The sequence below is a fragment of the Leptolyngbya sp. Cla-17 genome (genome assembly GCF_016807185.1).
Taxonomy (GTDB): domain Bacteria; phylum Cyanobacteriota; class Cyanobacteriia; order Leptolyngbyales; family Leptolyngbyaceae; genus ULC077BIN1.
Genome location: NZ_JAEVYN010000001.1, coordinates 975,976 through 999,047, shown reverse-complemented (window position 1 = coordinate 999,047; position 23,072 = coordinate 975,976). Strand labels below are relative to the sequence as shown.

General features: G+C 48.1%; 22 protein-coding genes. 8 read left to right on the top strand and 14 right to left on the bottom strand.

Annotated features, from left to right (window positions below; genetic code table 11):
* Positions 1-52 precede the first annotated feature (52 nt).
* On the top strand, positions 53-586 hold the full coding sequence (locus JOY44_RS04545) for a hypothetical protein (protein WP_171572520.1): 534 nt from the start codon (positions 53-55) through the stop codon (positions 584-586).
* A gap of 208 nt (positions 587-794) precedes the next feature.
* Here JOY44_RS04545 and JOY44_RS04540 read toward each other — a convergent pair whose 3' ends face one another.
* The 10 genes from JOY44_RS04540 to JOY44_RS04495 all read right to left on the bottom strand — a co-directional run bounded on the left by JOY44_RS04540 (position 795) and on the right by JOY44_RS04495 (position 9,135).
* Complete coding sequence (locus tag JOY44_RS04540; protein WP_203031932.1) at positions 795-1,028, bottom strand: hypothetical protein; 234 nt, start codon at positions 1,026-1,028, stop codon at positions 795-797.
* Between the two features lie 366 nt (positions 1,029-1,394).
* Positions 1,395-1,586 (bottom strand): transposase, encoded by a 192-nt coding sequence (locus JOY44_RS32770; RefSeq protein ID WP_415881104.1) that lies wholly within the window; start codon positions 1,584-1,586, stop codon positions 1,395-1,397.
* 41 nt (positions 1,587-1,627) lie between these two features.
* Positions 1,628-1,927, bottom strand: a complete 300-nt coding sequence (locus JOY44_RS04530) for a transposase (protein ID WP_171572518.1) — start codon at positions 1,925-1,927, stop codon at positions 1,628-1,630.
* Positions 1,928-1,947: 20 nt separating this feature from the next.
* Positions 1,948-2,364: a helix-turn-helix domain-containing protein gene (locus JOY44_RS04525; RefSeq protein WP_171571820.1), complete on the bottom strand. Its 417-nt coding sequence runs from the start codon at positions 2,362-2,364 to the stop codon at positions 1,948-1,950.
* Complete coding sequence (locus tag JOY44_RS04520; RefSeq protein WP_171572517.1) at positions 2,361-2,687, bottom strand: hypothetical protein; 327 nt, start codon at positions 2,685-2,687, stop codon at positions 2,361-2,363. Before JOY44_RS04520 ends, JOY44_RS04525 begins: the two co-directional genes overlap by 4 nt.
* Positions 2,688-2,718: 31 nt before the next feature.
* The gene (locus tag JOY44_RS04515; RefSeq protein ID WP_171572516.1) at positions 2,719-3,357 is read right to left on the bottom strand and encodes a hypothetical protein; all 639 of its coding nucleotides are present in this window, start codon (positions 3,355-3,357) and stop codon (positions 2,719-2,721) included.
* Complete coding sequence (locus tag JOY44_RS04510) at positions 3,354-3,842, bottom strand: hypothetical protein (protein ID WP_171572515.1); 489 nt, start codon at positions 3,840-3,842, stop codon at positions 3,354-3,356. Before JOY44_RS04510 ends, JOY44_RS04515 begins: the two co-directional genes overlap by 4 nt.
* Before the next feature lie 400 nt (positions 3,843-4,242).
* A complete protein-coding gene (locus JOY44_RS04505; protein WP_171572514.1) occupies positions 4,243-6,879 on the bottom strand; it encodes a CHAT domain-containing protein in 2,637 nt (878 codons plus the stop codon).
* A gap of 260 nt (positions 6,880-7,139) precedes the next feature.
* Positions 7,140-8,489, bottom strand: coding sequence for a glutathione-disulfide reductase (gene gor / locus JOY44_RS04500; RefSeq protein ID WP_171572513.1), 1,350 nt, complete (start codon positions 8,487-8,489; stop codon positions 7,140-7,142).
* 100 nt (positions 8,490-8,589) lie between these two features.
* Positions 8,590-9,135 carry a peroxiredoxin gene (locus JOY44_RS04495; RefSeq protein ID WP_171572512.1) on the bottom strand — a complete coding sequence of 182 codons (546 nt, stop codon included), beginning with the start codon at positions 9,133-9,135 and terminating at the stop codon, positions 8,590-8,592.
* A gap of 208 nt (positions 9,136-9,343) precedes the next feature.
* On the opposite strand from JOY44_RS04495, the gene JOY44_RS04490 reads away from it, so the two are divergent.
* On the top strand, positions 9,344-9,763 hold the full coding sequence (locus JOY44_RS04490) for a Fur family transcriptional regulator (RefSeq protein WP_171572511.1): 420 nt from the start codon (positions 9,344-9,346) through the stop codon (positions 9,761-9,763).
* A 19-nt stretch (positions 9,764-9,782) separates the two neighbouring features.
* On the opposite strand, the gene JOY44_RS04485 is transcribed toward JOY44_RS04490, so the two are convergent.
* The 4 genes from JOY44_RS04485 to JOY44_RS04470 all read right to left on the bottom strand — a co-directional run bounded on the left by JOY44_RS04485 (position 9,783) and on the right by JOY44_RS04470 (position 14,783).
* A complete protein-coding gene (locus tag JOY44_RS04485) occupies positions 9,783-10,646 on the bottom strand; it encodes a DUF928 domain-containing protein (protein WP_171572510.1) in 864 nt (287 codons plus the stop codon).
* Between the two features lie 25 nt (positions 10,647-10,671).
* Positions 10,672-13,152 (bottom strand): CHASE2 domain-containing protein, encoded by a 2,481-nt coding sequence (locus tag JOY44_RS04480; RefSeq protein ID WP_171572509.1) that lies wholly within the window; start codon positions 13,150-13,152, stop codon positions 10,672-10,674.
* A gap of 66 nt (positions 13,153-13,218) precedes the next feature.
* The gene (locus JOY44_RS04475; protein WP_171572508.1) at positions 13,219-14,130 is read right to left on the bottom strand and encodes a DUF1822 family protein; all 912 of its coding nucleotides are present in this window, start codon (positions 14,128-14,130) and stop codon (positions 13,219-13,221) included.
* A gap of 23 nt (positions 14,131-14,153) precedes the next feature.
* Positions 14,154-14,783: a sigma-70 family RNA polymerase sigma factor gene (locus JOY44_RS04470; RefSeq protein WP_171572507.1), complete on the bottom strand. Its 630-nt coding sequence runs from the start codon at positions 14,781-14,783 to the stop codon at positions 14,154-14,156.
* Between the two features lie 298 nt (positions 14,784-15,081).
* On the opposite strand from JOY44_RS04470, the gene aspS reads away from it, so the two are divergent.
* From aspS to xdhB, 6 genes are all read left to right on the top strand, one after another.
* Positions 15,082-16,875, top strand: a complete 1,794-nt coding sequence (aspS, locus tag JOY44_RS04465; protein WP_171572506.1) for an aspartate--tRNA ligase — start codon at positions 15,082-15,084, stop codon at positions 16,873-16,875.
* A 113-nt stretch (positions 16,876-16,988) separates the two neighbouring features.
* Complete coding sequence (locus JOY44_RS04460) at positions 16,989-17,906, top strand: abortive infection family protein (protein WP_171572505.1); 918 nt, start codon at positions 16,989-16,991, stop codon at positions 17,904-17,906.
* Positions 17,907-18,300: 394 nt separating this feature from the next.
* A complete protein-coding gene (locus tag JOY44_RS32135) occupies positions 18,301-18,441 on the top strand; it encodes a BrnT family toxin (protein WP_197984953.1) in 141 nt (46 codons plus the stop codon).
* Positions 18,442-18,559: 118 nt separating this feature from the next.
* Positions 18,560-18,778 (top strand): hypothetical protein, encoded by a 219-nt coding sequence (locus tag JOY44_RS04450; RefSeq protein ID WP_171572504.1) that lies wholly within the window; start codon positions 18,560-18,562, stop codon positions 18,776-18,778.
* Positions 18,779-19,280: 502 nt separating this feature from the next.
* Complete coding sequence (gene xdhA, locus JOY44_RS04445; protein ID WP_171572503.1) at positions 19,281-20,732, top strand: xanthine dehydrogenase small subunit; 1,452 nt, start codon at positions 19,281-19,283, stop codon at positions 20,730-20,732.
* Positions 20,729-23,059 (top strand): xanthine dehydrogenase molybdopterin binding subunit, encoded by a 2,331-nt coding sequence (xdhB, locus tag JOY44_RS04440; RefSeq protein ID WP_171572502.1) that lies wholly within the window; start codon positions 20,729-20,731, stop codon positions 23,057-23,059. Before xdhA ends, xdhB begins: the two co-directional genes overlap by 4 nt.
* Positions 23,060-23,072 lie beyond the last annotated feature (13 nt).

The following is a 23,072-nucleotide window of genomic DNA, read 5'->3' as shown; positions in this document are numbered from 1 at the left end:
AGCTTATGATTAGTACGAATGCTTTCGTTAATCATACCCAGGATTTGGAAAGATGACGGTGGAGTCTACGTTTACAGTTCCAGAGAAGGTGACGTTTGAACAGGCGATCGCTCTGAGTCAGGCATTGGTTGATCAGATGGCGCAGGGCACGATTGCTGATAGTTCTCTGGAGCAGGCAATTGCAGAGTTGGTTGCCAGCGAAAACGGCGCACGCGGTTTTTTTGTCACCTATCTTAGCGATGAACGTCCGATTGCCGATCCACCCTCCACTTCTGTGATCACAGCGCTCAAAACGGCTCCGGCGGTGGTTGCGCCGCTGATAGTAAAAAATTTGGCGATGTCTACAGCGACAGCAATCGCCCATCGTCGCAATCAGAATGAGGCATTGGCGCAGGGATCGGATCGGGTGAAGGTACGATCGACGTATATTCTTCAGGCAATTCAGTCTGATGAAACTAACGCTCAGATCCAAGCGCTGATGACTAGCATTAATACTCAGGCTGGAGACTACTCCGCCTTCCTCAAACGCTGGGGCTACGACTCAGAGCAACAGCAGGCAATCCAGCAAGCGTTTGAATCGCTGTGACTTTTTGCCGGCGGCGATCGCGTCTTGCTGATTAGGCAACGCTTTCAATGGTGCGATCGCGGTTTAAGTCATTCAGTCACCACGCCTGCTACCGCACCCCCACTTGTAACTGCTAACGATGAAGTTGTAGCGGCGACAGATAGCCTTGAACTCCCACCGATAACCTCTGTACCATCTACACCAACGCGGTGTTAGCTTGCCGATCAGATCACAGATTAGAGGCAGAAGGCTTCTTCCTTGTTGCATCAACAATAATTACCTGACCCTGCAAAGCACCCTGCTTAGACTGGATCTCCTCAAACACTTTTTCTACCCGCTCTAGTTCTTTATTAAAATAGAGGACAACTACGTAATAGCCATGCTTTAACTGCTGTGCCTTTAAGTAAGCAGGAAGCTGATGTTCAAAGCCTTGTTTCAATTTGCTGCTTTTTGCCAACTTCATCTCTATCAAAGCACGGTAGCTGTGACCAGACGAAAACTTAAAGTCAACTGGACCTCTACCAGTCTCAACCTCTCTAGATAAATCAATATTATTAGCCTGACAATAACTCGAAACTATACCTAGAAAGAGACATTGCACAGCACTTTCATCCCGGGGAGTTGGCTCAGCCTTCCCGGAATCACTAGAAATATCATTCCAGAGAAGTTTGTATCCACCCTGCTCCTCTACATATAAACGAAATTGAGCAATTATTGATTCAACACAGTTGTTAAATTCATCTTCAGTAGATGCGGCTAAGTATGGCAGTTTATGGACATTGACAAACTCGTAGGCTTCTTTTTGCGGACGATACGGCGGATTGCAGTGTTAAGAGGGACAGTAACAGCAGTGTGCAAACCAGTTGTGCAAATGTTGAGGATCTATCAAATCCATCGCTGTGGCAATGAGGGTATCTACCCTTTTCGAGGTTGTCGGCGAGAACTGTCTTAGGAAAGCCTTTAACTGTGACCACCAATGCTCAATCGGATTAAATTCGGGAGAGTAAGGAGACAGATACAGAACCTTCGCTCCAACCGCCTCAATTAAAGGTGCAATGGCTTTTACCTTGTGAGCAGGCGGTTATCCATGACCACGACAGCCCCTTTCCACAGTTGAGGCACAAGACACTTTGAGACGTACACCTCAAAGACAACCGCGTCCATCGACTGATCTATCGTCATCACAGCCAGCACCTTTGAGACGGTAATCGCGCCCATGACACTCACCTTCTTGCCCCGATAAAAAGGTTTGAAGTCATACGCTCGTTCCCCAGGTGCAGCACGGGCATGGGTTCGCATGAGTCCCAGTAGAACACCCATCTCATCGAGAAACACTAAATCTTTGAGTTCTATACTCGTCACCTGTGCCCAGTACTCCTGTCTCAGGAGTTGGACTCGTTCGCTGGTGGCTTGGCTGGAGCGGAGCGTTTTTTTTTGCGCGGTAAATTGAGTCTCTGAAAGGTTCGGCACATAGTACTTTGGCTAACCCATAGCCCAGTCTCATCAAAGAGTAGCTCACAATATTCCGCTAAGGTCGCATCGCGCTGGTTCTCGAAGATCGCCACTAACTGGTCTTTGTGCTCCATCACAGGACTCACCGAACCACCCTGCTTATGGGGAACGACGTGACCTTCTGTGCGCTTCTGAATCATCCATCTCTCGACGCAACTCTTGCTGACAGCAAAGCGGGCAGCAACTTTTCGGATCGAGCTATCACCCTTCTCCATAGCACTTACAATCTTCTCTCGAAAGTCTATGGAATACGGCTTCATTTTTGACCCAACGTTGTAATCCTTCATTGTCCTCTATCTGACTGCAATCCGCTGTATAGATTTTTCTCGTCTTTTCCCAAATCATATGGGGCAATAGTTTCATCTTTTTCCCTTTCTTCTACATACTCCTCAACCCAATCTGGGTATCTTTCAGCGATTTCTATAATTGTTTTTCTATCAAGGCTTTTTTCAATCTCGTAATTCAGTTCCGTTCTGAGTTTACTGCTTTTATTTCTAACAACATAGTCAGAAAAGCCATCAGAATTTATCGAATGAATTTTACATATAGCAACGGACGGAAGACTTAGGACAAGGGTCAATTCACAAAGCTCACGGGTGTTGATGTTCATCACCAATCTGTCCTAACACACCCGGCGACAGCTATAAAAATTCTTTTGGGACTAAGATAATACCTTTTTTATCAAGAAAAGGATTTACGGGCAAATCAGGTTTGCCATGATACCATCTTCTATCTTCAAAATCGAAGACAGCTTTTTCAACTGCACAAGGCAAGGAAGGAATGTCGAGTTTCTGACATACCTCTTGTGTGTATTGAATCAGTTCTTCTTTAAGAATGTTAGCTGTTGTGTCACTAATTCCATCTGCTCCAATACCTGATGAAAATATTTGTATTTTTTCAAAATGTTCAAGTTCTTTATATCCCCTGCTTGCAAGTTTAATTAGAGCATTAGTACAAGCCTTAGAAAACTTTTTCCCTGGACCTGCACCATATTTGCCCTCAGACTCTCCTAAACGGATTTCCATTGGTTCAGGAAACCAAAGTACATTCTCTTCAAGCTGCTCCAGGGCATTACTATTTCTTTTACTTTCAAAAACCAATTCTAGAGCTGCTTTAAAGAACTCACGAAACTTTTCTTTTGAGTTTTTGAAAGCTGGAATTTTAGATCTGAAAACAAGGAAGGGATCAATATATAGATGAGTATCTTTATCTAGACGAAGGTCGAACCAACTTTCACTACCATCTATAGAAATATTATAGTGGTGAGAAAAATACTTCATCTATTCTTAATTTCATTAACTACTTCTAGTGCTTGCTCGACAATTAAGCGAGCCGTTTCAGCATCAATTAGTGCCTCTTTATAACGAAGATTAGCTAATCCAAACTCTTTGATTACCTTGAGGCTATCTTGTATTTTTTGGAAATCTTCTTTAGATGTCCTATCCTTTCCAAACAATATATCTATGTGTCTATATGCTTCTAGAAAATTTTCGTGTAAATCTTGAACTGTTTGCCTTGATGTTGCAAGCTTGCTGAGAACTTTAACAGCATCAATTAGTTTATCTTCATTGTTTGCCATTAAGTCTTTCTCTGTAAGCTCGATAAAACTTTTAGAATTAAATTCCTTAAATCTTCCTGAATCTAAAGTCCCCTGATTAATTAAGCTCACAAGTTGTTGTAAGGCTTGAAAAGTAGCCTTATCTCGATTTGAGCCTCGCACATTAAAGATAAACTCAGGATATTGAGGAGTCGTATAAAGTGGCATCTATCATGATTTTTTAGTAACTTGATGCACATCTACGAAGTAGCTCTAAATTCGCTTTAAGCAGACTTACCTTTTCTACAAATATTACCATTTTGTTCTTAAGTGTCTAGATAACGCACAGTTGATTTGTGGGTAGTGTCTCTGCCAAAGCTTAAGGCAAGATAACAACTTGTTCCACTGAAAATTTTCGCACGACGCTCTAGATTAGAGACTTATGCAGAAAATTTCCGTATAACAATCAACCTCAAATTAGAAATAGACGAAGATTGCAGCATTATGCATGGTTTGGCTGAATGGGCACAAACTATGCCACGGTATGGCAAAAGCTAGCAACTGAATTGGTTAGTGCTGGGTGATTTGTGGTGATCGGGGAACGTGCGATCTCCGAACGGTCCAGGCACTACAGCCAGTTGCCAACTAGCACATAGGGTGCCCAAAAGAAGGGATGGCGGAATTCGGGGCGTTGCAGCAGTTTAAGCTGAGATTGGCGCAGGGCTTCGGCTTTGGTAGTGCCCGATCGCGCCAATTCCTGATAAAAACCCACCATCAGCGATGAGGTAGATTGGTCGTCCACTGCCCACAGCGTGGCTAAGGTACTCCGGGCACCCGATCGCACTGCCACTCCTGCCAATCCTAAGGCGGCTCGGCGATCGCCGGCTGCGGTTTGGCAAGCACTCAACACCAGCAGTTCAATCGGGATCTGAGTTTCCTGCGCTCTTGCCTGCAATAGTTCACCCAACTGTTTCACATCGATCCTGCGATCGTAGGTAAGGATAAAAGTGTTGTCGGCATCGGAGCTAAATTGCCCATGAGTCGCCAGATGAACCACCCGAAACGGCGAGCCGCTAATCTGAGTTTGAAAGGTATCCGTGGTAAAAGTTTGATTGAATAGGACTTGGGTGGGTACTTCGGCAGTAATCTGCTGAACCTCAGCTTCTACACCGGGAAGCGCAGAAAATCCTTGCCGTTCTTCGCTCAACCCGCCGATTAGCACTTTTAGCTGCTGACTTTGCAACGGACGCGGATCGAGCAGTTGTAAGCCAGGAGTCAGCGCCACGCTATATTTTTCGATCAGATATTGGCGACCATCGTATAGGGCTGCCATCGGCAAATTTTTGATGGAACCATCCAGCACAAATGCCAGGGTTTTAACATCGCTTGCAGCTAAATCTGCTTCCGCAGGACGGATCAGTAGGTCATATAGTTGGGATGCGATCGCCAATCGTTCGCGGGAAGAAGAAGTGCGCCGGAGCGATCGCTGCATTCGATCAACTAAATTCTCCAGATTTTTTTGAGAAATTTGAGTGGCATAGTGACGGAGCGGTTGCTTGGGAATCGATAGCACCACTTCCAAACGATTCGGCAGAATGATGGGATAGACCACCGCACTTTTAGGATCAACTTGATCAACCTGAGCCGGACGACCTGTGAGGCATGCTTCTTTGAAAAAGTTATCCAGTTCTGCCAGTTGCAATGACTCAATCACTTCCCGCGCCTTTTGCAGATTGGCCTGGTTTACCCCTTGTCCACTTACGGGGTCTAGCAGCAAGGCAACAAACTCGCGATAGACTGGCTCAACGCTTTCTCGAAACGAAAACTGAATATCTGGGCTGCTAGCAACCAAATCATTCCGAATTGAGTTGAGCGTGACGACGGCTTGGCTGTAGGCAGCGATCGCCTTTTCCTGCTGGCCCTGTTCCTTTAATGCGCGCCCAAGTTGCCACTGCCAGCGATAAGCAACATCCGGTGCATTCACAGCTTGCGCCAAAATCAACGCTTGCTCAGTTAGTTTTTGGGCTTCAGTCTGCTGCTCAGTGCGTTCATAAAGTTCCCCCAAGTATCCCAATGCATAAGATTCTGCCCGCTGATCGCCAATTTGCTTGGCATAGTTGACTGCGGTGGCTAACAGTTTAGCTTCTGGAGTTAACGAAGATGGCTGAGCCGTTCCAAGCCCTTTTATCAAGCTTTGAACAAAATTAACCCTCGCATAGATCGTTGTGCGGTTCGGAGGCAGCGTTTCCAGTTGGGGACGGATTTCGGCTGCCAAGGATTGAACCGATTGGGTTTGATTTAGCTCTGCAAGTAACCGCAGTTGGTTCAGCTTCGCCTGCACAGTGGTTGCGGGATTGTTAGAGGTACTGGCTGCCTGCTGATAGTATTGCAGGGCGGCTGCGGAATCTTGACGAGCGCGGGCGGTGTTGCCCAAACCCATCAATGCCAGCGTGATGTCAGAGGGAGATTGTAGCCGCTGAGCAATCGCTAAACTTTGTGCCAGCACTTTTTCGGCTCCTGTCAACTCACCCGCTAAGCGCAACGCATCACCATAATTAAGCAGACCAGCTGCTTTTAGCAGCGAATCAGTCTGAGTGATCAGGGTTTGGTTAACCTGCTCCAAAGTCGATTTTGCACGGGGATATAGTCCTAATGCCCTCAATGCCTGACTTTGATTAATCTGGCTGCGAATAATGCCGTTGGGTTCCTTAGCGCGCTGATAAGCCGCAGTCGCCATTTGCCAGGAAAGTAGCGCAGGTTCTGCCTGCCCTTGCGCCAATTGCAAGCTACCTCGAATATTAAACGCTTGGGCAAGCAAAGCAGGTGCCTCGGTGATACCTACCTTCGCTTGTTCGGTGTTGAGTATCGCTATGCCGTCGGCGATCGCCTGATTGCCTTCGCTCCACTGTCCCAATTGCTGATACGCCAGTGCCAAATTGCTCAGCACCACTGCTTGGTTTACGCGATCGCCTCTACTGGCAAACGCCTGAGCCGCTGGCAACCATTCCCCCACCGCAGCAGTGTACTGCCCAGACTGATAGTAGGCTTTGCCCACCTGCACTTCCTTAAGCGGCTCATCCGTTGCAGCATTGAACTGCACAGAAGTTATGGACGTTGCAGCCTCGAACTCCTGGGGCGAAGCTATCGCTCCAGTTTGAGCAGGTGCAGAAGCAACTTTAATACTAGAAAGTAAGGCTCCCAGCATCACGCAAAGGCTGAAGCGCAGGATTCGCCGAATTATAGGACTCACTCTAGGAACCACCATGAAGATCTTCAAACAGCGTCAGAACAAGCTGTCGCCATTATCGCCTGCATCTTTACCATCGTCGAGAAGTGCATCTGAGCAAAGAAAGAGTTTCACCAAAAGGTCTATTCTTCTCCCCCTCATCTCATGATTTAAAGACCGTCCTGCTGACCTAACTAATTCTGAGCAAACGCTAAAATCTGCTCTGACAAAGTGTTCAAGACAAATATAGCTGAGCTGGACTTAACTCACTTAAAAATTGCTGTAAATCTGCCCCATGATTACCGCATGGTGACAAATTCTTCGGCAGAACTGGGATGAATCCCAACTGTGGCATCAAAGTTAGCTTTGGTAGCTCCCATTTTGAGGGCGATCGCCACGCCTTGGATAATCTCGGCAGCATGATCACCGACCATATGAGCGCCTAGCACCTTATCAGTTTTTTCATCCACAATCAGCTTCATCAAAGTCTTTTCGTCTTTGCCAGCCAGGGTGTAATACATTGGGCGAAACTTCGAGCGATAGACTTTGATTGAGTCGCCATATTGCTCACGGGCTTGGGCTTCAGTCAGCCCAACCGTTGCTGCTTCTGGTGAGGTAAACACAGCTGTAGGGATATTGTCATAGGTTGTGAAACGTGACTTGCCGCCAAATACGGTATCCGCTAAGGCGCGTCCTTCGTTAATTGCAACCGGAGTCAGATTAATGTTGTTGGTGCAGTCGCCAAGGGCAAAAATATTAGCTTCTGAGGTGTGGCTATATTTATCAACCGCGATCGCGCCATCATGCAATTTCACCCCTGTGTTTTCCAATCCCAGGTTGTGCAAATTAGGTTTCCGTCCCACGGCTGCCAAGCTTACAGCATCCGCATAGACGGTCTCTGTAGTGTCTCCCTTGCCCACTGAAACGGCAACACCATTGTCTGTTGTTTCGATTGCAATCAATTGAGCGCCTGTATACAGTTGAATGCCGTGATCAATCATTCCCTGTTGAATTTCAGTTCTAATGTCATCATCAAAGCCGCGCAGGATTTTGTCGCCGCGAATGATTTGGATGACCTCTGTACCCATTCCATTCAAGATGCAAGCAAACTCACATCCAATATATCCACCGCCTATAATGACGAGTCGTTTGGGTTGCTCTTTTAGATTGAAAATATCATCTGATACGATGGCGTGTTCAATGCCTAAAATGTTTGGTCTGTAAGGTCTGCCACCCACCGCAATCAAAATCTTCTCAGCAGTGATTTGTTTGTCGCCGATCGCGACCGTGTGAGATGCGACAAAGCTAGCATGTCCATGAAACAGTTCCACTTTGGAACCATCCAACATGCGCTGATAAATCCCATTGAGACGGGTAACCTCGTCGTTCACCGCCGTGATCATCATGTCCCAATTGAGGGAGCTTTTTACCCCACTCCAGCCGTATCCCTTCGCTTCTTCAAACAGTGCGGGAAAGTGAGAGGCATACACCATCAATTTTTTTGGGACGCAGCCCCGATTCACGCAGGTTCCGCCCAAGCGATCGTACTCAGCAATTCCGACCTTCGCGCCATATTCGGCTGCCCGTCGGGCTGTGGCAATTCCACCAGAACCCGCCCCAATCACAAATAGGTCAAAGTCGTAGCTCATAGTTGTTTCTCTAAAATGACTTTATATAGGAGCGTTTCGTGAAACGCCCCTACAAAATTGCAAAATATCCTTGATTACAGGGTAACGCTACCACTACTGCTTATGCAGCGACTTTGGCAGTCTTCAAATAGTTCAGCATGGTGTCTGCATCAGACACTTCAAATGGATCAAAGAGGCAATTATCGCCAAAATCATCCTCGATGAACATCTTTTCAATCACGCCGTTATCCACAACCATGGAGTAACGCCAAGAACGCATCCCAAAGCCTAGGTTTGATTTATCAACCAGCATCCCCATTTTGCGGGTGAACTCGCTATTGCCATCGGGCAGCAAGAACACACGCTCAGCGCCAATATTTTTGCCCCATTGGAACATGACAAATGCATCATTCACAGAAATACAAATAATGCTATCAATGCCAAGTGCCTGAAATTCGTCATAAAGCTCCTCATACCGAGGCAAGTGACTAGTAGAACACGTGGGTGTAAAGGCACCAGGCAAGGAAAACAAAATTACTCGCTTATTACTAAATAGATCCTGAGTTGTGGTGTCTTGCCAGCGGAACGGATTTGGACCCTCGACCGACTCATCACGAACACGGGTTTTGAATACAACATTGGGAACTTTTTGTCCGATCGCTACCATGAGTACCTCTTTGTTTTGAATTTTCTGGCTAGTGGATCAAGCTGAACAGCTAGTTCTAAGTTCGCTTTTCTTAAATCAGAATAATTCTTATTTAAGAATAAGTAAATTGTAATAAATACCTAAATGAAAGTTTATTTATTACATCAGATAAGTTCTTTTGAGAGAATGGTTACAATTAAGAAGACATTTTTAGGCTGTGGATGTGGATATGCATCAACAAACAAGCGATATTACTCAACTACTCAAATCTAAGGGACTGAGAGTTACGCCGCAGAGATTTGCGGTGTTTGCTAGTTTGCTGAAGCGAACCGATCATCCCACTGCTGACCAACTGTTGCAGGATTTGAATCAAGATTTCCCGGTGTCTTCTCAGGCAACGATTTATAGCTCTCTGCAAGCTTTACAAGCGGCGGGTCTAGTGCGGGAGGTGCTATTAGAAGCAGGAATCACCCGCTATGATGCCCATGTTGAAGAGCATCACCATTTTCGCTGCCGAAGCTGTGGTGCGATAGAGGATATTCCATGGAATTTATTTAGCCCTTTAGATTTTCAACAGTTGCGCCCAGGGCTTCAGCCGGATGGGTATGAAGTGACGATTCATGGAGTGTGCGATCGCTGTAGCTCTTGAAGCCCAAATTGCGCTTCTCTTACTTAGCAAAAGGCTGATCTGCCAGCTCTTCTGGCCTGAACTCCTTAGATGAACCTGACAGCATCATGCTGTCTAATAAACTTTGCCAATCACTTTTTAAGGTAGTGTCTGCGAAGTCCTGTTGACGCAGTTCTGCCAAGATGGTCAAGGCATCATGCCAAAACCCATTCTTTGCGTATATCCCAGCTCTTTGAACTCCCTTGGCAATTGCTAATTCTGCCATAGCCGCAGCACTAGGCGTTTCTCGCACAATCACGCCCTCAGGCTGAATTTTGTCGCTCATAGTGGCATCAGATGCACAGTTTAAAGTCAGCGCCCAACGATAGCGTTTGCCAACTTTTAATTCAGCGGAGGTAGGAATGCGGACTGCCATGATGCCTGGTTTATTGGGCAATTGGATTGGCGTTGAGGGCAGGACGATCGCTAATGAATCGTCATCTACCAAGCTCAATGTAGTTGGGATAGCTTGGGTTTTGGTGTAAGGCATGTAGAACCACAAGGTTGGATGTGCCGCGGTCGTAAAGCTCCACACATTGACTTGAGGGGGAAGACTACCTGAGCGCTCTTGCTCTTCAAAGGGAACTAATGCCGTTAGCGCAGGTTGAACGTTGGGACAAACAAGGGGTTTCTTTGGATCTACAATGTTGCGGGAGCCGCCACCCCGATAACGTCCACCGGGTGCAGGTCCTTTAAGAACTCGTCTGACTAAGCGAACGTTACCGGTCGGTTTTTGAGCGATTTTTACCGACGCTAGCTGGATTGGCTGGATTGGCACAGTGGCGTTGCCGTTGTCTAGTTGAATTGCCATACTGCTGATCAGCGCGATCGCCACTTTCAAGTTCCATCGGTGAATGCCCCTCATGACGCTGCTCCTAAGTATGAGTAATCTATTGCAAAGATCGATCTGAAATACGGCTTAGTACAGTTACACCACTACCTGCAATTAAAAGCCCTAACCCGGACGGAACTAAAGGCATCCAGACAGCCAGAACCATTAAACAGCCAGCGCAGACAGCGTAGAGTACCCCTAGAGAGACTCCCAGCACTACGACAGGCCACAATGGCGCTTTTGAAGACGAACTGCGGAGAGCACCCCATGCCAGCAGCCCTCCAATAGAAGACCAGCTAGCAATCCAAGCCCAATCGCCCCAAGGAGACCATGCCCACAGCAGCGGTCGCCCATCCAGCACAGCGCTAAGCAGTTGACTCAGCATATGGGCATGGATGAAGACTCCAGGGACGCGATCGTCCAGGGTATTGCCATAGGGTGTTTTATGATAATCATCCTTTTCGCGTGCAGTTACGCCGATTAGCACCACTTTTCCTCGGATCAGTTGATTAAGCTCTTGGGTTGAAGGAGGGTTGTCTTGAGAAAGAAACCAACTCAGCGATTTTTGAGTGGCAATACTCCGCAAATCATTTCCGGCGCGGTAGTTGAGCAAAATCTGGCTGCCTTTGCCATCTAACCCTTGTCCTTGATAACCACCTAACCGCAATGGTAAAGATGGAAAAATAACTTCATCCATGGGTTTAGATAAGGCCGTATATCCATGGGGAACCGCGATCCAGTCTTTGGACCGTTGCTTTAGCCGGATTTTGAAGGTTTCGTTTCCGGCAGGTGGAAAAAATCCGGTTTCAGCCGACTCTAAATCGGTGTATAGATACCGCAGCGCTAATTCTATGCTGAAAGCGGTTAAAACCTGACAGCGAGATTCCGACTGAAGCTGAGAGTTCATACCAAGTAAATGGCGACGAACCACTTCGTCTCCATCCACCATAAAGTCGCTAAATCCGACCCGAAAACTTTTGGGAGGAATGTCAGGCGGTGGGGCAATGCCGTAAGGATTGGCTTTGTCGTAGCCCACTTTGCAAATGCTAATTAGGTTTTCGTTATTACGAAATTGGGCAGTCAGGGCAAGCTGTTGAGGAGTACCCTGATTGGCATAACGGTGGAAATAGAGATCAAGCCCGATCGCCCGCGGTTGATGTTTGGTTAACAAATCCAGCAGTTTCGTCAGGTTTTGGTCTGAAATAGAACCTTTCAGGTCTTCTTGTTGGCTCTGTTGTCGCAAGTCTTCATCGTCGATCGCAACCACGAGTAGACGGGAGTCTGGAGGTTCTGGAGGGCGCAGCCGCATCAGGTGATCGAAGGCGGCAAGTTCGATTGGCTGCAACAGTCCGAAAAATCGCACCACTCCAACTAGGGCAGCGGCGGCGAAGCTCGTGAGCAGGGCGATCGCCAAACTGCGATGAGCAGGCATCGATGCGCGCGTTGGCGCTTGAGGGGGTTCTGGCTGCAAAAAGTCTTGCCACATCGGCGGGAAGACCGTGGGGTTTTGGCAAATCAGCGGCAACCAAGTCGCGCAGGGAAAGCGGTCTTCCATGCCCTGCAAGCGTTCTCGTGCCGCACGTACCGCCAGATAAAGGGATTTGCCCTGAGCATAGTCACTCAGGAAATATTCCAAAAACTCTTGGGCAACCAAATCGGGTACCGGTTCCCGCATGACGATAATTTGGGGAATGTTGAGTTCTGCCAGTTCCCGCGCAATATCCAAGCCATCGCAGGAGTTAAAGACGGCCAGCTGTAAACCATTGGCTACCGATTTTTGCAGAGCATATTTAAGCTCACCCATGGTTAAGCTATCGGTTTTGTTAAGAAAAATCCGTCCTTTACCGTCCTGACTGGTGCTGTGTCCGGCGAAGAAAAGAATATCCCAGGCAGTGTTCCAAAGTTGATCGGTCAAGATTTTGCGATCAGGGGCAATCAATCGCTCAATATAGGTTTGAGGCAGTTGATCAAGCAGTACTTGATCAACATTGGTATCAATGCCGTCGCTATTGCCAACAATCGAGAGGATATTAACGCAGGATTTTGGCGCACAGTTCCGCTGTTGAAGTGGTTCCAGGTTCAGCGCACTGAGGGCAACTTCAGCGTTGGGATAGTCTTCTAAAAATTCCAGCAAGTTCCAGGGCAGGGCGCGCATCTGGCTATCTTCGGTCTGAATCAGAATACGAATTTCGTCTTCAGGCGACAGTAGCTTGAGCCATTGCTCTCGAATGCTGCGATAGTCTTCTGCAAGTAGCCAGGTGTTGAGCCGTGCCCGTAGCATTTTTGAGGCGTTGTCGCAATCGTCCAACACCGATACGTTTGGTCTTTGACCTTTTTTGACGGTAATCCGGTAGCGCGACTCTAGCCGCCAGTAGCTTTCCTTCCAACGGCTATAGTACAACGGCATTTCGGGCAAGGGTGGCAGTTTCCCTACGGTGATGCTGGAGGGGCGTTGATTGTCTTCCCCGATTTCCTGCATGACGGTAAAGCCTTGCTCAAAACTGCCGTCGATAATTTTTAGAACGACTAACTTAGCCATATGGAAGGCGGAGTGCGGGACGCGGAGTCAGGTTGATGAGGCTGGGTGGTCGAATTCAATTACCAACTAAATTACAAAGTCTTGGGTGAAATGGGTTTGATGGAGGGAGACTTCGACGGTGAAGCGATCGCCGGGGGTGCCGCCAATCTGCCACTCTAGAAAATCCTCGGTGCCTGTGGCAGTAGTTTCTAGCTCCACTTCACTGGCTTCATTTAAGATGGCAAATCGGGTGCCAATGGGTAGAAAGTAATCAATTGGCGGGTGCAGTTGAATAGCAATATCGGTTGAGCCATCGGATTGAGAACGCGCATCTACTGCTAGAGCTACGGTGATGCCATCCAGCTCAATTTGCTTGGCTGGGCTTTGGGTCGCCAAACGATTACGAAAGGCGATCGCGGGGCTGAGTTGAGCCGGATTCAAAAGTTCTTCTAGAGTTTGCCAGCCTTCATCAATCGCGCCTTGAAGCCACTGGCTGAGGTTTGCAAGAGGGCTAGGCTGGGGATAACGCAAGGCCGCTAGATGATCCAGCAAATCTTCGGGCGATCGCAACTGACTGATGGGCAACTCTTCCGTGCTAGCTCTAGGCACAAATCCCAGTAGGTGAGCCGATTCTGCGGTTTCATCCACCTCTACCACCACATAGCCAATGCGGTCTGTCCAGGTTTCGGGCGGCACCGGGCAGAAGGTTTGATTGGGTAGTACTGGACGACATTCCAACCGTCCTAATCCCGATACCTGCAAATCCGCCACATCTGCACACAGGCGCAACACCCGATTCCAGCTATCGCTTGCAGTCAAACTGCTGGGAATCTCCATTAGCTGAAGATAGTCATGCACCACTAGCACTGCTAGAGTATTTAGCCTTACCTGATCTGATTTTTCAGCATTTGGCTGCTGACTAGCAAACTCTCTCGCTGTTTGAACGGTTGCTTGGGTCAGAGGCAGGGGCAGGGCAAAGTCATCGATTAATTGGGTCATACTGTTTTCTCCGAGGCGAAACCTTACTTACTGTCGATATATCCCTCGGACTCACCAAAGTTACGCAAGCGGGGCAGACATTGTCGTTGATAAAAGCTGCTAAGGGTTGAAATGGTGACTCCAAACTCGTCCGCTAGATCCTTCAACTTAGTTTCTGAGAGCAGCCGCCGTAGAATCAACACCTGAGCATTAATCTCTGGATGTCCTTTAATATGCAGGCTTTTCAGTTCGCCAGTCACATCTGCTCTTGCCCAGTTTTCCACGATTTCTAAGAGTGGCTCTGTGGGAGGTGGTGCGGGAATAGTTTCAATCCGATCAATCAACTCACCATCCCGCTCTGTTTGGGAAGGAACTCGCGTTATTGTGTCGTTTTGCGTGGCATTTCTAAAGTCCAATAGGCGAAACTTGAGAAATGCATTTAACCAGGTCGGCACACTGCCCAATTCAGGATTGTAGCTGCCGCAGATGTGCTTGCAAAAATAAACCCAGGTTTGCTGCACAGCATCTTGATAGTAGGGAACGCTCTCCCGCCAGAGTTTGGGCGACACTAGGCGAATCACCCGCGTTAGGTTGCGCTGCCGGGGAGCGCTTCCTGGAGGGTGCTTGCAGGCTTCGATGACCAGCTCACGGAGTTGTTGATCCAGTTCGCTCATGCTGGTTTGATTAAGAATAAAGTTTGAAAAAGCAGCGCTATTATCTTACCGTTCTATTTTCAGCCGCCGTTATTGTTTTGCCAACTTTTTGCGTTTGAAGTAATGTGATTTCCCAGGAGAAAGGCTGTGCGATTCTCCATAGGAGAGGCTGCGCCAACGCCCAAATTCTCAAATTCTATTGCCATGCGCCCCTATCAGGCATAATGAAATTTGCTTTAGCGCTCAGGTAACCCGGTAGACTGCAATGCCGTGCTTGGGCGTTAGACTGAACCATAATCCCCACTCACGTTCAACAGCCATGCGAACCCATTACTGCGGTCAAATCCGTGCCGAACATATTGGAGAGACAGTGACCCTCTGCGGCTGGGTGGATCGTCGCCGAGATCATGGGGGCGTGATTTTTATTGACCTGCGCGATCGCGAGGGCATTGTGCAAATTGTCAGCGATCCCGTTCGTACTCCTGCGTCTTATAACCAGGCGGGCGATCTGCGAAATGAGGATGTGGTGCAAATTACAGGTCGTGTGACCCAACGTCCAGAGGATTCGCTCAATCCCAAGCTGGGCACCGGCGCGATTGAAATTTATGCCGATGATATTCACATTCTCAATGCCGTTCGCAAACCGCTGCCATTTCAAATTTCCAGTGCGGAAAGCGAAACCGTGCGGGAAGAACTGCGCTTGAAGTATCGCTATTTGGACATTCGGCGAGAGCGCATGAGCCGAAATCTGCGGCTGCGTCATGAGGTAATCAAAACCCTGCGTCGCTATCTAGAAGATGAGCAGGGCTTTATGGAAGTGGAAACGCCGATTCTGACCAAATCCACGCCGGAAGGAGCGCGGGATTATTTGGTGCCGTCGCGGGTGAATCCGAATGAGTGGTATGCGCTGCCCCAATCACCGCAGTTGTTTAAGCAGTTGTTGATGGTGGCAGGCTGCGATCGCTACTATCAGATCGCTCGTTGTTTCCGTGATGAGGATCTACGCGCTGATCGCCAGCCCGAATTCACTCAGCTAGACATGGAAATAAGCTTTTTGGATCAAGAAGCCCTGCTGGAACTGAATGAAAAGTTGATGGCGCATTTATTCAAAGTGGTCAAAGGCATTGATTTGCCGCGGCCTTTCCCCCGCCTCACCTATGCAGAGGCGATGGGTCGCTATGGCTGCGACAAGCCCGATACCCGCTATGGGCTAGAGCTGGTGGATGTGTCGGATGTGGTCACGGGCTGCGGCTTCAAGGTTTTTGCAGATGCAGTATCGAAGGGCGGCATCGTCAAAATTTTGCCGATTCCCGGTGGCAATGATGCGATTTCTAATGTGCGGATTAAACCGGGCGGCGATCTGTTTAAGGAAGCTGAAACCGCTGGGGCTAGGGGGCTTGCCTATATCCGTGTCCGCGATGGCGAAATCGACACCATCGGCGCAATTAAGGACAACCTCAGCGAGGAGCAGAAACAGGAAATCCTCACCCGCACGGGCGCACAATCTGGACACTTGCTGCTATTCGCTGCCGGAGATACGGCGACGGTGAACAAAACCCTTGATCGCCTGCGCCAAGCGATCGCCCGTGAACAAAACCTGATTGATCCTGAGAAAATCAACCTGCTCTGGATCACTGACTTTCCGATGTTTGAGTGGAACGCCGATGAAAAGCGGCTGGAGGCATTGCACCATCCCTTCACTGCGCCCTTCCCCGAAGATTTGCACGACCTCAAGACCGCCCGTGCCCAAGCCTACGATATCGTCTTCAATGGCTTTGAAGTTGGCGGCGGCAGTCTACGGATCTACCAACCTGACGTGCAGCAGCAGGTGTTTGAAACCATCGGACTTTCCACCGAAGAAGCCCACGAAAAATTTGGCTTTTTGCTAGAAGCCTTTGAATATGGCGCACCTCCCCACGGCGGCATTGCCTATGGGGTCGATCGCCTGGTCATGCTGCTAGCAGGAGAAGACTCCATCCGCGATGTCATTAGCTTCCCCAAAACCCAGCAAGCCCGCTGCCTACTGACCACCGCACCCTCTACCGTGGATGATAAGCAACTTAAGGAACTACACGTCGCCTCCACCTACAAACTTAAAAAAGAGCCAACTTGATAATTTGGTTCATCCGTTCTGCACTGAGCAACATCTACATCAACAGGATCAGTGTCTTTCTTGCCAACTTGATAATCTAGTTCATCTATTCTGCACTGTTATTCGAGACTGCAATGGCAATTAAGATATCGGAAGTTACCAGAAGAGATATCGTAGATTCAATCTCTTTAGAAGAAATTAACTTATATGGTCGTCTTGAAGAAATTGATTTTCTCTCAAGGATTTGGGATTTAGATTCTTTGCAATCTTTTGATAGCAGGTTCAAAACTGCAACAGGAGATATCTTGCAACATACTGTAAACAACGAGGACTGGGAACCTGGATGGATTTTCTCTGACTCAAGATTTAACCTATTAAGGGGGGATGATGAAACCTTTCTAAGATTTCTTTGTGAAACAATTCATCCTGTTATAAGGCCTGACGTAACTGAATGTGAAAAGCTCTGCCAACTCTACAACAAATTTCTAAACAATGATGGATATCAAATAGCTGAAAAAACACGACTTTCAGGAAAGCCTGTCTTTATAGGTCGCTTTGTAGGGACTGCAATGTTGCCAGGAATAACTTCGGCTAAAGCAACACTCTCAGGTACAGATGTTGGATATGTTTCACAGCAAATCACTCGTATGGAAACGGCTGTTAATAATGATCCGGAGCTAGCAATAGGGACAGCAAAAGAATTAGTTGAAACTTGCTGTAAAAGCATATTAAACGAATGCAACGTATCATTTTCAAAAAACGATGACCTACCAAAACTTGTCAAGCTTACTGTGAAGCAATTAGAACTAACTCCAGAAGACATTCCTGATAAAGTACAGGCAAGTGATTCAATTAAACGTCTGCTAAGTAATTTAGCGACAATTACTCAGGGAATAGCTGAGTTAAGAAACCACTATGGCACTGGTCATGGCAAATTAAACGCCAGCAAAGGATTGCAGCCAAGACACGCTAAATTAGCAGTTGGTGCTGCATCTACACTTGCAGTTTTTCTGAGTGAGACGCATAACGTAAGAAAATTGAGTGAAAGTTAGCAAGCATTCTAATTGGCTAGAACTACACTGTGTCTCCAAGTCTAGTTTGGTCTGCGTTATCTAACCGTTTGCTGTAATGGACAGGTATGACATTTGGATAGCGATGCAGAAGATACGTGCCGTCGCACAACTCACCGTTAGACCGCTTGGTTGCCTGTCAGTTCCAGTTGAAATATGTATGCGAGTATTACTATTTTTCAGAAAAATTCAGCGTAAATTGGTGCAAACAACTTCTAACTGAGTTTTGTTTCAGTAAATGAATCAAATGGATGAGCGATCCTTGTATCGATTTGAGTACTATGATTTCTTGTTTGAGAATGGGGAGCTATTGATGAGATGGCAAACTTCTGTGCAAGGCTACTACGCTCTTTGAGCCATCAGGTATGATTTAGGCATGGAGTTTGAGTGGGATCAATCAAAAGCAATTGCCAATCTGAAGAAGCACGGTATTAGCTTTGAAGAAGCCAAAACCGTATTCGCTAATCCTCTGGCAGTTATCTTTGATGATGAGGCTCATTCCATAGATGAGCGGTGAGAAATTATCATTGGTCATTCTCAGCAAAATTGATTTCTGTTAATTGCTTTTACTGAGCGATCTGGTCGCATCCGTATCATTAGTGCCCGTCTAGCTACTCGCAAGGAGCGTGAGGATTATGAGCAAAACGCCCTCTGACCAACCACAAAATCTTGAAGACGAGCTTCTAGCTGAATATAGCTTTGATTATCAGAAGGCGAAACCCAATCGATTTGCTGTCCGCAATGAGACGCAAAAGTTAACGGTTGTAGTTTTAGATGAGGATGTGGCTCAAGTTTTCAAAACGCCTGAATCGGTTAACAAAGTGCTGAGAGCATTGATTGAATCGATGCCATAGTCAGAAAGCGGCGAGACAGCCTAACATTGCGGCGCAATGTTAGGCAGAAAATTTTGGTGGTGTCTCAAGGGTTACTTACCACTGTTGAGCTTTGCCGTTAGCTCGCTTGGTTACCTGGCAGTTCCAGTTGAAATATGTATGGGAGTATTACTATTTTTCAGAATAGTTAAGTGTAAGTTGGTGCAAACAACTTCTAACCAAGTTTTGCTTAGTAAATGAATTAAATAGATGAGCGATCGCCCTACGGATTGAAATCTCCTGTGGGTTGAAATGTAACCCAAACCACATAAAGGTGACGCTTGAAGTGTATACAGTATTCAGAGGCTGCGGACGCACGGAGAAATCAGACTTCATCTTCCACAGCCATCTTCAAAGTCTCTTTCAAGCTTGGGAGGCAATTTGGGGCAAGGATTGATACAGTAGCCATTGGTAGGGTTTCTCACACTGATCTTTTTCCTTGCCTTGCTTGTTCCTCTCATCATTCTTTGCATGGACGACAACGGTGACTCACGGAAGTACTAATCAACTCACATTCACGATTAATGGTGAGTTAGTTTGCCTCAAAGATATCGACCCCACCTGTACGCTGCTAGAATACTTGCGGCAGAGCGATCGCATGGGCACCAAAGAAGGCTGCGGCGATGGCGATTGTGGCGCGTGTACCGTTGCACTGATTGGCAAAGGGGCGGATGGCAAACCTCACTATCAAGCGGTCAATAGTTGCCTGATTCCGTTGGGTGCGATCGCGGAACGTGAAGTGATCACGGTGGAAGGTGTGGCAAATGGACAACTGCATCCCGTGCAAGCTGCAATGGTGCAACTGGGTGGTTCCCAATGTGGCTATTGCACTCCTGGCTTTATCATCAGTCTGTTTGCTGCCTATTACGATCGCGCCCTGGATGATATGGCAATTGAAGGAAACCTCTGCCGCTGCACAGGCTATTTGCCCATTCGTCGCGCTGCTCAACAGATGGCGGCCCATTCCAATGAAGTTGGCGATATCTTCAGCCATACTTTAGAACGATCATCGATTGAACTTTCGCCGTTCAACTATGGCAATGGCGATCGCCAGTTTTATCGTCCGGCTCGGCTGGTCGAGGTGTTTGCTTTACTGCAACAGCACCCCAACGCAACTCTGGTTGCTGGAGCGACCGATTTAGGGCTGGAACTGAGTTGGCATCGGCAGCAGTATCCCGTACTGATCTCGTTGGAAGCAGTTGCTGAGCTGCAAGTTCTTGAGCAAACGGATGAGTCGGTTGAAATTGGTGCTGCCGTACCGTTGAGCCACATTGAAGCGATCCTGCACGGCGTGTTTCCCAGTTTGGATGAAATGCTGCACTGGTTTGCCGCGCGACAGGTGCGAAACCGGGCAACGTTAGGCGGCAATATTGGCACAGCGTCTCCTATTGGTGATTTGCCACCGGTGCTGTTGTCGTTGGATGCTGAGTTGCGCCTTGCCAGCGCCCATGGCTCACGGGTCTTGCCCCTAGCAGATTTTTTTAAGGGCTATCGTCAGACCGATTTGCAGCCAGGGGAAGTGATTGTTTCCATTTTGATTCCCAAAGCGATCGCTGCTGGAGCGGTGCGCCGTTTAAGCCAATCCTATAAAGTTGGCAAGCGCGGCACGGATGATATCAGTATTGTGGCGGCAGCATTCACAATTGATTTGGACGATCGCAATCAGATTCTCCATGCTCGACTTGGTTATGGTGGTGTGGCAGCAACTCCTGCACGGGCGATCGCCGTGGAACACTTCCTCATCGGCAAACCCTGGAATATCGCCACTGTGCAACAGGCGAAAACGTTGCTGAACAAGGCATTTACGCCGCTCACCGATTTACGCGGCAGTGCCGATTATCGCCAGCGGCTGATTGTTAATTTATTTGAAAAATTCTTTGTTGAGGGCTGGGCTGATAGTGATTTAACCCGTGATTGGGGAGAGGTTTCGTCATGAATATGCCCAGCAAGCCGAGTCGCAAACGAAGCCATGAAAGTGCTGAACATCACGTCAGCGGTAAAGCTGTATACACCGATGATCAGAGATCGCCCGCCGGAATGCTTTCGCTCTATCCGGTGCTGTCTCCCTACGCCAGCGCCAAAATTCTTAAGATTGACCCTCAGCCTGCCTATACCGTGGCTGGAGTAGTGACCGTGCTGACAGCGACTGATATTCCGGGTGAAAATGACACAGGCACGATTGTTCATGATGAGCCACTGTTGCCGACGGAGATCGTCAGCTACTGGGGGCAAGCGGTGGTCTGGGTCGTTGGTGAGACGGAAGACGCGGCACGCCAGGGCGCAGAAAAAGTGGTGATAGAGTACGAGCCACAAACGCCAATCGCCAGCATTCAGGAGGCGATCGCGCTCAATAGTTTTCACAATCAGCCCCAAGTATGCCGTCGCGGCGAACCAAAAACTGCCTTGCTTAGCGCTAACCATGTGCTAGAAGGCGAACTGGAAATGAACGGGCAAGATCATTTTTATCTGGAAACTCAAACCAGTTGGGTGATTCCTGATGGCGAAGGTAACTATCAGGCATATTGCTCGACCCAACATCCCACTGAGACACAAATCATCCTGGCGCGAGTGCTGGGCATTTCGAGCAATCGTATCGTGGTTACCTGTTTAAGAATGGGTGGCGGTTTTGGCGGGAAGGAATCTCAGGCAAACCCGACAGCCGCGATCGCGGCAATTGCTGCCCATAAAACGGGTCGTCCAGCGCGAGTGCGGCTACGGCGACACCACGACATGATCTTGACAGGTAAACGTCATGGGTTCTTGGGGCAATACAAAGTGGGCTTTGATGCAGAGGGTAAACTGCTTGCCTTAGACCTCGACCTTTATTCAGACGGCGGCTGGAGCCTGGATTTATCGCCACCCGTGTTGTTACGGGCAATGCTGCATGTTGATAATGCGTATTACGTTCCCCATGTCGAAATTCGGGGGCAAATTGCCAGAACTAACCGGGTTTCCAATACTGCGTTTCGGGGCTTTGGCGGTCCTCAAGGCATGTTGATGATCGAGGAAATTTTGGATCGGGTGGCGCGATCGCTCGGTCTGCCGCCTGATGTCGTGCGAGAACGCAATTTCTATCACGGTACGGGTGAAACCAACACCACATTTTATGGACAAGAAGTGCTGGACAATCGGATAGCACGCGTCTGGAATGAAGTAAAAGCGAATGCCCAGTATGCTGAGCGGGCGATCGCCATTGAGCAATTCAACCACGCAAATCCTTATAAAAAGCGCGGGATTGCCATTACGCCCGTTAAATTTGGCATCTCCTTTAATAAGGTGCAATATAACCAGGCAGGCGCGTTGATTCTGGTGTACACCGATGGCAGCATTCAGCTAAACCATGGCGGCACTGAGATGGGGCAAGGGCTGCATACCAAAATGCTGCAAGTAGCAGCTAAAACCTTAGGGGTGAACATTGATCGCTTCCGCCTCATGCCCACTAGCACCGATAAAGTGCCCAACACTTCTGCAACGGCGGCATCCAGTGGTGCCGATCTGAATGGGCAAGCCGTGAAAGATGCTTGCGAAACCCTAAAAAAACGATTGGCACCCATTGCAGCAAAACTACTCAATCTTGATGCAGCCGACGACTTAATGTTTGAGAATGATTGGATCTATTGCCGTACCGATCCTAGCGTTTCCATTTTGTTTAACGCAGTGGTCAGAGAGGCATATAGCGATCGTGTCTCCCTCTCTGCCACAGGCTATTACCGCACTCCAGACATTCACTGGGATTATCAAACTAACCAGGGCAAACCGTTTTACTACTTTTCTTATGGAGCCGCCGTTAGTGAGGTAGAAGTGGATGGCTTTACAGGTACCTTTAAACTGCGGCAAGTCGATATTGTGCATGATGTCGGGGAATCTCTCAATCCCCTAGTCGATCAAGGACAGGTGGAAGGTGGCTTTGTCCAAGGGTTGGGCTGGCTGACCATGGAAGAACTCGTTTGGGATGACCAAGCTCGACTCCGCACCTACGCCCCCAGTACCTATAAAATTCCCACAGTCAGCGAAATTCCAGAACACTTTAAAGTGCATCTGCTGGAACGAACCTCTCAGGATGGCACTATTTACGGCAGCAAAGCCGTAGGAGAACCGCCCTTGATGCTAGCGTTTTCAGTGCGAGAAGCAATTCGAGCAGCAGTAGCGGCATTTGGCGATCGCCCAACCCAAGTAACCCTCGCCATTCCCGCCACACCCGAAGCCACTTTAAAGGCAATTGATCGGGTGCGATCGCTAGCCGCTGTATACATCCAAAAATAGGCTAGAAGCCTTT

Excerpts from the sequence above, each read along its gene's own strand:
- JOY44_RS04545 (WP_171572520.1), top strand. The coding sequence starts at position 53 with ATGACGGTGGAGTCTACGTTTACAGTTCCAGAGAAGGTGACGTTTGAA.
- JOY44_RS04540 (WP_203031932.1), bottom strand. The coding sequence starts at position 1,028 with ATGAAGTTGGCAAAAAGCAGCAAATTGAAACAAGGCTTTGAACATCAG.
- JOY44_RS04525 (WP_171571820.1), bottom strand. The coding sequence starts at position 2,364 with ATGAAGGATTACAACGTTGGGTCAAAAATGAAGCCGTATTCCATAGAC.
- JOY44_RS04520 (WP_171572517.1), bottom strand. The coding sequence starts at position 2,687 with ATGAACATCAACACCCGTGAGCTTTGTGAATTGACCCTTGTCCTAAGT.
- JOY44_RS04515 (WP_171572516.1), bottom strand. The coding sequence starts at position 3,357 with ATGAAGTATTTTTCTCACCACTATAATATTTCTATAGATGGTAGTGAA.
- JOY44_RS04510 (WP_171572515.1), bottom strand. The coding sequence starts at position 3,842 with ATGCCACTTTATACGACTCCTCAATATCCTGAGTTTATCTTTAATGTG.
- JOY44_RS04505 (WP_171572514.1), bottom strand. The coding sequence starts at position 6,879 with ATGGTGGTTCCTAGAGTGAGTCCTATAATTCGGCGAATCCTGCGCTTC.
- gor (WP_171572513.1), bottom strand. The coding sequence starts at position 8,489 with ATGAGCTACGACTTTGACCTATTTGTGATTGGGGCGGGTTCTGGTGGA.
- JOY44_RS04495 (WP_171572512.1), bottom strand. The coding sequence starts at position 9,135 with ATGGTAGCGATCGGACAAAAAGTTCCCAATGTTGTATTCAAAACCCGT.
- JOY44_RS04490 (WP_171572511.1), top strand. The coding sequence starts at position 9,344 with ATGCATCAACAAACAAGCGATATTACTCAACTACTCAAATCTAAGGGA.
- JOY44_RS04485 (WP_171572510.1), bottom strand. The coding sequence starts at position 10,646 with ATGAGGGGCATTCACCGATGGAACTTGAAAGTGGCGATCGCGCTGATC.
- JOY44_RS04480 (WP_171572509.1), bottom strand. The coding sequence starts at position 13,152 with ATGGCTAAGTTAGTCGTTCTAAAAATTATCGACGGCAGTTTTGAGCAA.
- JOY44_RS04475 (WP_171572508.1), bottom strand. The coding sequence starts at position 14,130 with ATGACCCAATTAATCGATGACTTTGCCCTGCCCCTGCCTCTGACCCAA.
- JOY44_RS04470 (WP_171572507.1), bottom strand. The coding sequence starts at position 14,783 with ATGAGCGAACTGGATCAACAACTCCGTGAGCTGGTCATCGAAGCCTGC.
- aspS (WP_171572506.1), top strand. The coding sequence starts at position 15,082 with ATGCGAACCCATTACTGCGGTCAAATCCGTGCCGAACATATTGGAGAG.
- JOY44_RS04460 (WP_171572505.1), top strand. The coding sequence starts at position 16,989 with ATGGCAATTAAGATATCGGAAGTTACCAGAAGAGATATCGTAGATTCA.
- JOY44_RS32135 (WP_197984953.1), top strand. The coding sequence starts at position 18,301 with ATGGAGTTTGAGTGGGATCAATCAAAAGCAATTGCCAATCTGAAGAAG.
- JOY44_RS04450 (WP_171572504.1), top strand. The coding sequence starts at position 18,560 with ATGAGCAAAACGCCCTCTGACCAACCACAAAATCTTGAAGACGAGCTT.
- xdhB (WP_171572502.1), top strand. The coding sequence starts at position 20,729 with ATGAATATGCCCAGCAAGCCGAGTCGCAAACGAAGCCATGAAAGTGCT.